The following is a 12,654-nucleotide window of genomic DNA, read 5'->3' on the forward strand; positions in this document are numbered from 1 at the left end:
CGAACTGACAGCGGCTTACGACGCCGTCGTCGTCGGCGGTGGTCACAACGGTCTGGTCGCCGCCGCCTACCTGGCGCGCGCCGGCAAGCGCGTTCTGGTGCTCGAGCGGCTGCACCATGTCGGCGGTGCGGCGGTGTCGCAGCGCCCGTTCGCCGGCGTCGACGCGCGCATCTCGCGGTATGCCTATCTGGTCAGTCTGCTGCCCTCACTGGTCGTCGACGAGCTGCAACTGCCGGTGCGGCTGGCCCGGCGACGGTATTCGTCGTACACGCCGGATCCCGCGTCGGGCGGACGGCGCGGATTGCTGGTCGGGGCCTACCGCGGCATCGCCGACGACTTCTACCGCCGCTGCCGCAAGGTCACGGATGCCCTGTGGCCGACCATGACGTCGCCGCTGTTGTCGCGCAGCGCAGCGCGACGACGGGTGGGTGACGACGCGGCGTGGACGTCGATGATCGAGCAGCCGATCGGTCAGGCGATCCGCACGGCAGCACCTGACGACCTGACCCGCGGTGTGATCGCCACGGACGCGCTGATCGGCACCTTCGCGAGCCTCGACGACGAGTCGCTGCGGCAGAACGTGTGCTTTCTGTACCACCTGATCGGCGGTGACTGGGACGTGCCGATCGGCGGCATGGGCGCGCTCACCGACGCGCTCGCGTCCGCGGCCACCCGGTATGGTGCCGAAATTGTCACCGGCGCAGACGTTTTCGCGATCGATCCGGGTGGCGACGTGCGTTACCGCGTGCATGACGACGAACGTGCGGTGCACGGCGCATCGGTGCTGGCGGGAGTGACGCCGACGGTTCTCGCGTCGCTTCTCGGTGAACCCGCGCCGCCGGCGGCTCCCGGCAGCCAGGTGAAGGTCAACATGATGCTGCGACGGCTGCCGCGGCTACGAGACCGCAGCGTCACCGTCGAGCAAGCTTTCGGCGGCACCTTCCACGTCAACGAGACGTTCGGTCAACTGGAATCGGCGTACGCTGCCGCTGCGGCCAATGCGGTTCCTACACCGGTGCCCTGCGAGATTTATTGCCATTCCCTGGCCGATCCCAGCATTCTGTCGCCGGCGTTGCGCGCGTCGGGGGCGCAGACGCTGACGGTGTTCGGCCTGCACACCCCGCACGGTCTGGGCTCTCGCGAGCAGCTCACCTCGGCGGTGCTCGATTCGCTCAATTCGGTTCTCGCAGAACCGATTCAGGCGGTGCTGATGCCTGACTGCATCGAAACGAAGACCACCGCCGATCTGGAGCAGACGTTGGGCATGACGGCCGGCAACATCTTCCACGGAGGGCTCGCGTGGCCGTTCGCCGAGGACGACGAACCTCTGGACAGCCCTGCCCGTCGCTGGGGAGTGGCCACCTCGCATGATCGAATCCTGTTGTGCGGGGCCGGAGCTCGTCGTGGCGGCGGTGTGTCTGGAATCGGCGGGCACAATGCCGCGATGGCGGTCCTCGAGTCTTAGCCGTGCCTCGCGTTCGCAAGAGCGCGACCGAGCAGGTCGTGCAGCACCTGAAGATCGTCGTTGCCCAACGATGAAAGTGCTTCGGGCGCCGGATCGTCGACGGCATCGATCAATGCGACCAGGTCACGGCCCGCGTGCGTCAACGACACGAGCTTGCAGCGCCTGTTGGCCGGGTCGGGGCGGCGTGCCACCAGTCCACGCGCCTCGAGATCGTTGACGGCCACGGTGGCCGCAGGTGCATCGATGGTCGCAGCATCGGCGATCTGCCTCACCGTCATCGGGCCTCGGCGCAGCCGCCGCAGGATGCGAATCCTGCTGAACGGCAAACCGGTTCGGTCGACGACATCGCGCCGCCAGCGGTCCTTGTTGTCGAGGACCAAAGCCGACATCTGCCGCCAGACCTCGTCGGCCAACCGGTTACGCGGCACGCGCTGGCTCCCGGTGATCCGGTCCGGCGATCAACGGGGCCAGCCGCTCCGCCGAGCGGAGCGCCCGCGGCGACGTCGACACCACCCCGAGCACCACGACGGCCAAACCGAGTGCCGCGCAGACGAACCACAGCGGCCGCGCCGCAGTGGCGAAATCAGCATGGGCCGCCAGCGCCCCGCCCGCGAGCGAGCCACACAGTGCCACACCGACGCTGACGCCGATCTGCCGGCTCGTCGACGCCACCGCCGAGGCGGCTCCGGCGCGGTCCGTCGGCATTCCGCTCACCGCGGCCGTGGTCACCGGCGCATTGACCATCGCGAAGCCGATCCCGAAGATGCCGAATATCACCAAGATCAGCCACACCGGCGCCGTCTCGGTGAGCTGCGTCAACATCAGCGTCGCCGTAGTGATCAGCGTGCCGGCGGCCAATAATGACGGACGGCTGCCGAAGCGGCCGACCAGCCGACCGGACAGCGGTGAAAAGACAAGTGCGCCAACCGCGATCGGCAGGTAGATCAAGCCGGTGTGCAGCGCCGAGAAGTGCCGCTCGCCTTGCAGGTACAGCGACATCATGAACAAGAACGCGCCATACGCCGCGAACGCGCAGACCGCGATCATCGTCGCCGAGGAGAACGGCACGCTGCGGAAAAAGCGAAGGTCGATGAACGGATCGGGCCGGCGGGACTCGTAGCGAAGGAAGCCGGCGAAAGCGGTGACAGCGATGGCGGCCACCGCGATAGTGCGCACGTTCCCCCACCCCATCGACGGGCCCTCGATGAGCACGAACACGACCCCGAAGAGAAAGCCCATGCCGAGCGCCTGGCCGACGGGGTCGACGTCACGCATGGATGCGGACTTCGATTCAGGGACGAAGATGGCGGTCAACAGGATCGCTGCCGCACAGATCGGCAGATTGATCCAGAACACCGCGCGCCAGTCGATCCACTGGATGAGCCCGCCACCGACGATGGGTCCTAAGGCCATCGAGATGCCGACGACCCCACCCCAGATGCCGATCGCGCGAGCTCGTTCGACGCGCCCAGTGAACACCTGCGTAATGATCGACATCGCAACGGGATTCATCATCGACCCGCCGATCGCTTGCACCAGCCGCGCTCCGATCAGCGCGCCCATGGTCGGTGCGAGGCTGCACAGCAGCGAGCCCAGCGCGAAGACGCTCAGCCCGAGTTGGAACGTGCGTCTGCGTCCGAACCGGTCGGCGGCCGCGCCGGACAGCAACAGCAGCGACGCGAGCGCCAATGTGTAGATGTCGATGACCCACTGCAGTTGCGAGGCGGATGCGTGCAGATCGGTGCGTATCGCGGGGATGGCGACGTTGACGATCGTCGCATCCATCGACACGATCAGCAGGCTCAGGCAACAGGACGTCAGGATGATCGCCTTGCGGCGTGGGCTGAGCGTGCTCATCCAACGATTGTAAAACTACAACTGTCGGGCGCGCGAGGTGAGCAACGTCGCTCTCGACACCCGCGAGCGCGCGCGGCGGTACGCCATTCGCGGCGTGTCGCTGCGCAGACACGCACGCTCGCGAAGGAGGCGGGGCTAGCGGCTGTCGAGCGCCTTGTAGTCGCGCTCGCCGTAGCCGGTGTAGATCTGGCGCGGCCGGCCGATCTTGCCGCCCGGCTCGTCGTGCATCTCGCGCCAGTGCGCAATCCAGCCGGGGAGCCGCCCCAACGCGAACAGCACCGTGAACATCGGCGTCGGAAAGCCCATCGCGCGGTAGATCACGCCGGTGTAGAAGTCGACGTTCGGGTACAGCTTGCGTTCGATGAAGAAGTCGTCGGTCAGCGCGACCTCCTCGAGCGCCTTCGCGATGTCCAGCAGTTCGTCGTCGCCGCCGAGCTTGCCGAGAATCTTGTCGGCCTGCTCTTTGACGATGCGGGCGCGCGGGTCGTAGTTCTTGTACACGCGGTGGCCGAAGCCCATCAGCTTGACGTTGTCTTCGCGGTTCTTGACCCGCTTGACGAAGTCGTGGACGTCGCCCTTGGCGGCGCGGATCTTCTCCAACATCTCCAGCACCGCCTGGTTCGCGCCGCCGTGCAGCGGCCCCCACAGTGCATTGATGCCGCCGGAGATCGACGTGAACAGGTTGGCCTGCGACGACCCGACCAGCCGCACCGTCGACGTCGAGCAATTCTGCTCGTGGTCGGCGTGCAGGATGAACAGCATGTCCAGGGCCCGCACCACCTCCGGGTCCACCTCGTAAGGCTCGGCCGGGAAACCGAACGTCATCCGGAGGAAGTTCTCCACCAGCGTCAGCTTGTTGTCCGGATACAGGAAAGGCTGGCCGGCCGACTTCTTGTATGCATACGCAGCGATCGTCGGCAGCTTGGCCAGCAGGCGGATCGTCGACAACTCCACCTGCTCGTCGTCGAACGGGTCCAGCGAGTCCTGGTAGTAGGCCGAAAGCGCGTTGACCGCCGACGACAGCACCGGCATCGGATGCGCGTTGCGCGGGAAGCCGTCGAAGAACCGCTTCAGGTCCTCGTGCAGCAGGGTATGCCGCTGAATCTGGGTGGTGAACTTCGCCAGCTGCTCCTTGGTGGGCAGCTCGCCGTAGATCAGCAGATAACTCACTTCGATGAACGTCGACTTCTCGGCGAGCTGCTCGATCGGGTAGCCGCGGTAGCGCAGAATGCCGGCGTCACCGTCGATGTAGGTGATCGCGCTCTTCGTCGACGCGGTGTTGACGAAGCCGGGATCGAACGTGGTGTAACCGGATTTCGCCAGCAAGCTGCCCAGCGCGATCCCGTCGGCGCCCTCAGTGGCGCGCGCTATCTGTAACTGGAGCTCACCCCCGGGGTATTGAAGGGTGGCGAACTCTTCGGCATTGGATGAGTTATCGGCCACGGAAGTCCCTTCTTCGCTGGTGAGGGTGAGCCTACAAAACGGTAGCCGTATTCTCGGCGGCGCGCCCGCGCGGGGTTAGGACAGCAGGTCACACACGCGCCCGCGAGCCGGTGCAGACGTCCGTGAACTGTTCGTAGGTCTCGGTCAACACCGCGGCCAGCGCGTCTGCGTCCACCCGGGGCCAGTCGGTGTCCGGGCCGAACTCGGCGACCGCGTGCAACAGGATCGTCGCGAACACCGCGACCGCGAGCTGCAGTTTCTTGTCGTCGACACCGACACCCATCCGTGCGGCGAGCGCCGCCGTGACCGCGTGGTCGCGGAAATCACTGGCCGCCAGCCGCAGCGCAGGCGACGAGTTGACAATGCGCGCAATGGTTTTCAGCCGTTCGGTGGTGAAGTCGCCGGCCGACGCCGTCGCCGTGGCCCGGATCATCGCGATGTGGGCGGCGAACAACGCGTCGACGGGGCGCAGGTCGGGCGGCTGGCGCCCGAGATGCACGGCGATCTCAGCGGTCATGTCGTCGATCAGCGCAAGGATGACGGCGTCCTTGGTGGCGAAGTAGCGGCTGAACGTCCGCGGCGAGACGTCGGCGACGGCGGCGATCTGGTCGACGGTCGTGCGGTCGTAGCCCTGCTCGTCGCACAGCTGCACCGCGGCATCGATCAGCATCGAGCGGGTGCGCTGCTTCTTGCGTTCGCGCAGGCCAGGCACCCCCGCCCCGTCCACCTCCACCACGAACAGGATCGTAACGCGCAAAACCCGGCTAGTCGCCGCGTTCAGTGGGCTCGTCACCGGCGACGGCCACGCGGTACCGGACGAACGCGGGCACCGCGAGCGCCGCGACGAGCACCCCGACGACCACCAGCGCCCCGCCGCCCGCCGCGGCGACCGTGGTGCCGACGGCAGCGGCAGCGGCACCGTGCACGGCGTCGGCGAGCCGCGGTCCGCCCGCGACGACGACGATGAACACGCCCTGCAACCGGCCCCGCACCTCGTCGGAGGCGGCCTGCTGAAGGATCGTCGACCGGAACGCCGCGGACACCATGTCCGCCGCACCGCCGATCGCCAGGAACACGACGGCCGTCCCGAGCATGAGGCCGCCGGTTCCGTTCGCCGCGCCCGACGACAGCCCGAAGCCCACCATGGCCAGCCCCCAGACCACGATCGCCGCGACCACCACCAGCCCTTGCCGCCGGATCCGCGGCAGCCAACCGGAGAACACGCCACCGGCCACCGCTCCCGCCGAAATCGCCGCCGCCAGCAGCGCCATCGTGGTGCCGCCCTCGACCGGGCCGCCGAAACTCTCGTGCGCGATCTGCGGGAACAGCGCACGCGGCATGCCGAACACCATCGCGATGATGTCGACGACGAAGGACATCAGCACGACGGTGTGCCCGGCCAGGTAGCGGAAGCCGTCCCAGACGGCGGCGAACCCCCATCCCACGGAGCGCTCGCCGGTGGGCGGCATCTTGGCCAACCGGAACGTGGCCCAGATCGGCGCGCAGCAGGTGATCGCGTCGATCAGATACAGCGCCGAGATGTCCACCCACTTCAGCAGCACCCCGGCCAGCAGCGGCCCGACGATCGCGCCGAACTGCGTCACGGTCATGTTCAACGAGTTCGCGGCGGGCAGCTGCTCGCCCGGCAACATCCGAGGGATCGCCGCAGCGCGGGTGGGCGAATTGATCGCATAAAACGCCTGCTGCACCGACAGCAGGCACAGCACCACCCAGACGTTGTTCAGCGACAGCGCCGCCTGCGCCCACAGCAGCACCGACGCCAGCGCCAGCCCGCACGACGCGATGATCAGCAGCAGGCGCCGGTCCATCGCATCGGCCCAGGCGCCGCCCCACAGCCCGAACACGACGAGCGGCACCAGCGCGAACAGGCCCGACAGCCCGACGTACGCCGAATTCTGGGTGAGCGCATAGATCTGCACCGGCACCGCGAAGATCGTCAGGTTGGCGCCGATGACGGTGACGACACCGGCCAGCCAAAGCCGGCGAAAGTCGGGCGTACGCAGCGGCGCGGTGTCCGCCAGCAGGCGCGAGCTACGGCTGGAGACGTTCGACACGGCCGTCGTGTACCCGAATTCGGTTGTGCAACCGGTCTTCCCGGCCCTGCCAGAATTCGACGACGTCCGGGCCGATGAGGTAGCCGCCCCAATTGGGCGGTACCGGAATCTCGTTGACGCCGGCGAAGCGCTCCGTGACCTCTTTGAGTCGGTCCAGCAACTCGGCGCGCGAACCGATGGGCTGCGACTGCGCGGATGCCCACGCGCCGAGCTGCGAGCCCCGCGGCCGTTTCGACCAGTACTCCGCCGTGGCCTGCGCGGTGACCTTGCTCACAGGCCCGCGTACGTGCACCTGACGGCCGAGCGCGTACCACGGGAACGTCGCCGACGCATACGGTGTCGCGGCCAGCTCGACACCTTTCGCGGAGTCGTAATTGGTGAAGAACGTGATGCCGGTCTGGTGCACGCTTTTGCACAACACCGACCGGCTCGCCGGCCTTCCCTGAAGGTCGACCGTGGCCAGCACCATCGCGTTCGGCTCCGCCACGCCTGCGCGTTCCGCATCGTCAATCCACTTGCACAGCAACGCAACCCATCCGTCGGCAAGCCAGTCGACGTCCAGGTCCGGACTGCCGTCCTTCTCCACCGAACCGTATTCGGCTCGCATCCGTGCCAGGTGCTCGTTGTCCGGTCGCGCCACGCGGCAACGCTACGCCGCAGCAGCGCAGCGGTGGTTACCGACCGGTAGACAGCGCCGGCAAGCCGAGTGCGAGAATCAGCGCCATGACTGCGGTACCGGAGAATTTCGTCAGCGGACTTGAAGGCGTGGTGGCCTTTACTACCGAGATTGCCGAGCCGGACAAGGACGGCGGTGCGCTGCGCTACCGCGGGGTCGACATCGAGGATCTGGTCGAGCAGCGGGTGACGTTCGCCGACGTGTGGTCGCTGTTGGTGGACGGCAGATTCGGGCGGAGCCTTCGCCCGGCCGAGCCGTTCCCGCTGCCCATCCATACCGGTGATGTGCGTGTCGACGTGCAAGCGGGTTTGGCGATGCTGGCGCCGATCTGGGGATACAAGCCGATTCTGGACATCGACGACGACACGGCCCGCGAGCAGCTGGCGCGGGCGTCGGTGATGGCGCTGTCGTACGTCGCGCAGTCCGCCCGCGGGATCGAGCGCCCGGCGGTACCGCAGCGCGAGATCGACCAATGTTCAACGGTGACAGAGCGATTCATGACCCGCTGGAAGGGCGAGCCCGACCCCAAGCACGTGGAAGCCATCGACGCCTACTGGGTGTCTGCGGCCGAGCACGGGATGAACGCGTCGACGTTCACCGCGCGGGTGATCGCGTCGACGGGCGCGGACGTGGCCGCCGCGCTGTCCGGGGCCATCGGCGCGATGAGCGGACCGCTGCACGGCGGCGCACCGGCACGCGTGCTGCCGATGATCGAAGAGGTCGAGAAGACCGGCGACGCGACCGCCGTGGTGAAGGGCATCCTCGACCGCAAGGAGAAGCTGATGGGCTTCGGCCACCGCGTGTACCGCGCGGAGGACCCGCGGGCCCGGGTGCTGCGGTCAACGGCCAAGCGACTCGCCGCGCCACGCTACGAGGTGGCCGCGGCGCTGGAGCAGGCGGCGCTGACCGAGCTTCGCGAACGCCGCCCAGACCGGGCGATCGAAACCAACGTCGAGTTCTGGGCTGCGGTGATCCTCGATTTCGCCGGCGTGCCCGCAAGGATGATGCCGGCGATGTTCACGTGCGGGCGCACCGCCGGGTGGTGCGCGCACATCCTCGAACAGAAGCGGCTGGGCAAATTGGTGCGGCCGTCCGCGGTGTATGTGGGACCCGGCCCGCGGCCGCTGGATTCGGTCGACGGGTGGTCGGAGATCGCCCGCGTCGGCGTCTGACTGCCGTCGCTCGCGTCACGATCCTTCCTCGCGGGCAGGCGATGGTCACGATGACTTCGGCGCCGTTGGCAGGTCTATCTAGTGAGCCAACCCCCGGAAGAAGGAGATCACCATGGCCATCGAGGTAGAGCCTGCTGTGCTGCCGCACCTGACCGTCGACGACGCGGCCGCCGCCATCGACTTCTACGTGAAGGCGTTCGGAGCGGTGGAACTCGGCCGCGTTCCGGGCCCGGACGGCAAGAAGCTGATCCACGCGGCGCTGCGGCTCAACGGTTCGACGGTGATGCTCGCCGACGACTTCCCCGAGATGAACGACGGCAAGCGCAGTGCACCGACCGCGCTCGGCGGCACGCCGGTGACCATCCACCTCGTCGTCACCGATGTCGACGCGAAATTTCAGCAGGCGGTCGACGCCGGTGCGACGGTAGTCATGCCGGTCGAGGACCAGTTCTGGGGCGACCGGTACGGCATGTTGCGCGATCCCTTCGGTCATCAGTGGTCGCTGGGCCAGCCGGTACGTGAAGTGAGCCCTGAAGAAATACAGCGGGCCTTCAGCCAGCAGTAGCCCTAGCGCCTCAGCGCTGCGACATCCGCGGCATCAAGCGTCGGCCTCGCCGACCAGCCGCAGCATCGCCGGGTCGGATTCGCCCTGCTCGTCGGTGGCGCCGCCACGGAAGCGTTCCTCCAGAGCCGCGACGGTGCGCACCCACTCGGTGCCGACACTGACGCCGCGCCGGTACCGCTCGCTACCCGCGAGGCCGGTCCAATGCCCGTCGTCGTCCCAGTACAAGCTGATGTACTCGACCACGCCACTGCGACCGGGGTCGAGAATGCGCACCCAACGGGTGAGCCGACCGTGCGTGGCCTCGGACTTCTGGTAGTAGGGAACTTCGTCGGTGGGGAGCTGTGTCCAGCCGAATCGGTTGGCAAGGTCGGCGGCGGCCTGCTTCGTCAATCCCTTGAGCAGGTCGATGTGCGGATGCGAGCGGGTTCGCTTCGCGTCAGCGCCACGCCGCGGTTCGCTACCTGCTGCGTGAAGACCGTCCATCTTGGCAGGAGGCGCCGGCCTGATAGAGCTTTGAGTCGGCATGTACCGGACAATACCGACTGATAATCAAAAAAGTCTTCGGTTTCCGGACTTTCGTATTTTCGTTTGCAAATAAACGCCGAGCCAGGGCGCTTAAAAGGTACAGCGCTGGGGCCGCGCGCGAAATCGCCAGTGCGACCCCGAGATTCGACATTGCAGATAGCCCGCAGTTTGCCCCACATGATCACTCACGAGCGCGTTGGCCGCACCCGTCCGGGTGTTCGGCGAGGCGGCCAACGCGCTCGTCGGCGCATCCACGGGTACCCCGCCGGCCGAAACCACCGATGGCGCCTCGGCTCAACCCATGGCGTACGCCGTCGGCTCGGCTATTCGCCGAACCACCGCCGAGTCTAGCCACGGCGTTGTTGACCTCACAACATCTAGCAAAACCTGGCACCACTGAGATCCGCGCTCGACAGCGTGCTCAGCGCTGCCGTCGTCCGAGGCGAATCGCAAACGTAGAGCTGTCGTCCCACGCAGAAAGAGTGGGCATCGAACCGGTTTGACCAATGCCTGTCGGCCGCGACGTCGACACCGGCCGGCAAAGCGCTGTTAACCAGCGTCCGCGGATGGACCGCTGAGGGCGTCAGTCGAGGTGTTCAGCCCGACGCAGCTCTTCAACCTTTGCAGCGAGCTCCTCGACGGCGTGAGCGGACAGCCCCACCACCCGATTGGCAACCCGTCGCACCCCTTGGTCACGCATCGCCGCGAGGATCGTCAGCTCCTTGTCCATGACCCGGAAATACCAGTCGTCGGTGAAGTAGGCCGGGCTGACGCGGAAGAACGCGGCGATGCCCTCCACCATCTCTTTCGACGGGTTCCCGCGCGTGCCTTTACGCAGCTGGGACAGGTAGGGCGCCGAAATCCGCATGCCCTGAGCGTTGAGGGCATTGATCAGCTCCGCCGAGGTGTGGGGGCCGCGGCCAGGGGGATACACCGTGTCGAACAGGCGGTTGAGCCGCTGGGTGAACGTCTTTTTCACCATTCGCCGTTGCTCCCGCCACGGCAGCGAGTGCACACGCGTCACCGCGTCGAGAGGGCCCTCGGACATGCTGTCGAAGTACTGCTCGTCGGTGAAGTACGCGGGGCTCACCCGAAAGAACGCGGCAATGCCTTCCACCAGCTCTTTCGACGGATTTGTGCGCACCCCGGCGCGTAGCTGCGCGATGTAGGGGGCCGACGTGCGCACGCCCTGAGCGTTGAGCGCCGCCACCAGTTCCGCCGAGCTGTGCGGTCCGCGGCTTGGCGGGAAGACCGTTTGGAACAACCGGTTCAAACGGGCTGCGAATGTGTCACTCATTCAACTCCTCTTTCCCTCACGTGCTGGCAGGTGGGTTCGAAGAGCCCGCCTCGCCGTAACGCGCAACATCAAACCGACGACTAGAACGATGACATCTTTACATACGTTCGGGATGATTATGCGCGTTCCGAGCAACCACGGGTATGCCCGAGCGGGCTGGGCACCGTCACGCGGCGTCTCGGCGCGCAGACACGGTGACCTGGGACGGCTGAAAACCATGCGACCGGCGGGAACGCTCGATCGCTTTGCGGCGGCGTAAAATCAGTCCGCATTTCGTAATATTTGCCTGCCAGTTCAATAATGATGATCAGCAGTATTGCATTTTTCCATTCCTACCGCCGGAATCGTGTCAGCGACCAGCGCAGGCCCCATGCTGCTGATCACACTTTTCAGGCTGCCGAAGACCGAAAAAGGCCTGGGAAATGTGGTACGAATTTCCGTGACCCACATTCAGAAGTTGTCCGTATCAAGGATTTTCGGGACCATGGAGCGTCGACGTAACCACCAAGCCGGCCAGTCACCCCTGGAAGTCCTGCGTCAGCTACCTGCGCTGGTGCTGCTCGACCGGCTCCCGGTCGCCGCGCTGGCCGTGGCCGAAGACGGCGAAATCATATTCGCGAACAGGGCCTGCGCTGAAATGCTCGGCTACACCGATGCGGAACTCACCGCGTTGCAGTTTCGGGAATTGTTCACCGCATTGCCCGCGGACACCTCAGCAGTGGCCGCCATGCGCGCCTTTGCCGATGTCGTCGTCGAGCTCAAACATCACGACGGGTCGCCGGTGAACGCGCGAATGAGCAAGTCGGTGCTACGACGCGACGACGATCCCGTGGCGCTGGTGACTTTTCAGGACCTCACCGAGCAGCTGTGGGTTCAAGGCCTTTGAGTTCCGATCGTCAGCGCTGACCCCGCATGACGTATCGATTCCCGGGAGACGAACTCGCGAAAGTACGGCAGCGCCTCGTTGTTGGCGATCGCCGGAAGCAGCACATCCCAGGCGCGGGTGAGGCGAGCGACGAGATCGTCGTATCCGGAACTGGCGCTGGACAACAATTCCACGCCGAGGACCGCGGCTAGCAGCAGCTCACTGGCCGTCACCGGGTCCGTGGCCTCGTTGAGGTCGCCTTGCTCCCGCGCCGACGTCATCTGTGATGTGATCACTTGAATCCATCCGGTGTAGACCTCAGCTGCCCACTCGCTGAAGTCGGCCTGTGCACGAGCCAGCCGCACGGCCGTGCGAGCCAACTTGTCGTGCCGCACCATATCGGCGACGACGAACACAGCGTGGATGACGTTCTCGAAGGCCGGCGCCGGCGCCGATGTGATGTCGGCGAAACAGGCCGTCATCGCGGCCATCCCATCCTCGACGATCGCGCGCGCCAGCGTCTCTTTGGAGTCGAAGTGGTAGTAAAGCGCGCCTTTGGTCACCCCGACCCGGTCGATGATGTCGCCCAGGCTGGTGGCTTCATAGCCGACGTCGGTGAACAGGCCAACCGCGGCGTCGATGATTTTCTGCCGGGTCAACTCAGACCGGGCCTGCCGCGCCATGCCTGCACTCCTCCGAAGTCCGCCGTCGCCG

General features: G+C 66.4%; 13 protein-coding genes and 1 pseudogene. 4 read left to right on the forward strand and 10 right to left on the reverse strand.

Annotated elements, in window-relative coordinates:
- Window positions 1-4: 4 nt before the first annotated feature.
- The gene (locus AC5Y4N_RS02230) at window positions 5-1,465 is read left to right on the forward strand and encodes a phytoene desaturase family protein (protein WP_499907450.1); all 1,461 of its coding nucleotides are present in this window, start codon (window positions 5-7) and stop codon (window positions 1,463-1,465) included.
- Here AC5Y4N_RS02230 and AC5Y4N_RS02235 read toward each other — a convergent pair.
- The 6 genes from AC5Y4N_RS02235 to pdxH form a co-directional block, all read right to left on the reverse strand.
- On the reverse strand, window positions 1,462-1,893 hold the full coding sequence (locus AC5Y4N_RS02235) for a MarR family winged helix-turn-helix transcriptional regulator (protein WP_499906669.1): 432 nt from the start codon (window positions 1,891-1,893) through the stop codon (window positions 1,462-1,464). The two genes, AC5Y4N_RS02230 and AC5Y4N_RS02235, sit on opposite strands and share 4 nt — an antisense overlap.
- Window positions 1,883-3,322 carry an MFS transporter gene (locus tag AC5Y4N_RS02240; protein WP_499906671.1) on the reverse strand — a complete coding sequence of 480 codons (1,440 nt, stop codon included), beginning with the start codon at window positions 3,320-3,322 and terminating at the stop codon, window positions 1,883-1,885. The genes AC5Y4N_RS02235 and AC5Y4N_RS02240 overlap by 11 nt, the downstream gene beginning before the upstream one ends.
- Before the next feature lie 135 nt (window positions 3,323-3,457).
- Window positions 3,458-4,765 carry a citrate synthase gene (locus AC5Y4N_RS02245; RefSeq protein ID WP_499906673.1) on the reverse strand — a complete coding sequence of 436 codons (1,308 nt, stop codon included), beginning with the start codon at window positions 4,763-4,765 and terminating at the stop codon, window positions 3,458-3,460.
- An 88-nt stretch (window positions 4,766-4,853) separates the two neighbouring features.
- On the reverse strand, window positions 4,854-5,501 hold the full coding sequence (locus AC5Y4N_RS02250; RefSeq protein ID WP_499906675.1) for a TetR/AcrR family transcriptional regulator: 648 nt from the start codon (window positions 5,499-5,501) through the stop codon (window positions 4,854-4,856).
- 28 nt (window positions 5,502-5,529) lie between these two features.
- A complete protein-coding gene (locus AC5Y4N_RS02255; protein WP_499906678.1) occupies window positions 5,530-6,840 on the reverse strand; it encodes an MFS transporter in 1,311 nt (436 codons plus the stop codon).
- Complete coding sequence (gene pdxH, locus AC5Y4N_RS02260) at window positions 6,818-7,480, reverse strand: pyridoxamine 5'-phosphate oxidase (protein ID WP_499906680.1); 663 nt, start codon at window positions 7,478-7,480, stop codon at window positions 6,818-6,820. Before pdxH ends, AC5Y4N_RS02255 begins: the two co-directional genes overlap by 23 nt.
- Window positions 7,481-7,563: 83 nt before the next feature.
- On the opposite strand from pdxH, the gene AC5Y4N_RS02265 reads away from it, so the two are divergent.
- Both AC5Y4N_RS02265 and AC5Y4N_RS02270 read left to right on the forward strand, forming a co-directional pair.
- Window positions 7,564-8,688, forward strand: a complete 1,125-nt coding sequence (locus AC5Y4N_RS02265; protein ID WP_499906682.1) for a citrate synthase 2 — start codon at window positions 7,564-7,566, stop codon at window positions 8,686-8,688.
- A gap of 112 nt (window positions 8,689-8,800) precedes the next feature.
- A complete protein-coding gene (locus tag AC5Y4N_RS02270; protein ID WP_499906684.1) occupies window positions 8,801-9,253 on the forward strand; it encodes a VOC family protein in 453 nt (150 codons plus the stop codon).
- Window positions 9,254-9,286: 33 nt separating this feature from the next.
- Here AC5Y4N_RS02270 and AC5Y4N_RS02275 read toward each other — a convergent pair whose 3' ends face one another.
- The 3 genes and pseudogenes from AC5Y4N_RS02275 to AC5Y4N_RS02285 form a co-directional block, all read right to left on the reverse strand.
- Window positions 9,287-9,736 (reverse strand): hypothetical protein, encoded by a 450-nt coding sequence (locus AC5Y4N_RS02275; RefSeq protein ID WP_499906686.1) that lies wholly within the window; start codon window positions 9,734-9,736, stop codon window positions 9,287-9,289.
- A 625-nt stretch (window positions 9,737-10,361) separates the two neighbouring features.
- A complete protein-coding gene (locus AC5Y4N_RS02280) occupies window positions 10,362-10,757 on the reverse strand; it encodes a helix-turn-helix domain-containing protein (protein ID WP_499907452.1) in 396 nt (131 codons plus the stop codon).
- A pseudogene (locus AC5Y4N_RS02285) lies at window positions 10,749-11,075 on the reverse strand (transcriptional regulator); the annotation flags it as partial. The pseudogene AC5Y4N_RS02285 and the gene AC5Y4N_RS02280, both read right to left, overlap by 9 nt.
- A gap of 370 nt (window positions 11,076-11,445) precedes the next feature.
- Here AC5Y4N_RS02285 and AC5Y4N_RS02290 point away from each other — a divergent pair.
- Window positions 11,446-11,961: a PAS domain-containing protein gene (locus AC5Y4N_RS02290; RefSeq protein WP_499906688.1), complete on the forward strand. Its 516-nt coding sequence runs from the start codon at window positions 11,446-11,448 to the stop codon at window positions 11,959-11,961.
- On the opposite strand, the gene AC5Y4N_RS02295 is transcribed toward AC5Y4N_RS02290, so the two are convergent.
- The gene (locus AC5Y4N_RS02295) at window positions 11,949-12,623 is read right to left on the reverse strand and encodes a ScbR family autoregulator-binding transcription factor (protein ID WP_499906691.1); all 675 of its coding nucleotides are present in this window, start codon (window positions 12,621-12,623) and stop codon (window positions 11,949-11,951) included. The two genes, AC5Y4N_RS02290 and AC5Y4N_RS02295, sit on opposite strands and share 13 nt — an antisense overlap.
- Window positions 12,624-12,654 lie beyond the last annotated feature (31 nt).

The organism is Mycobacterium sp. NGS19 (genome assembly GCF_059813155.1).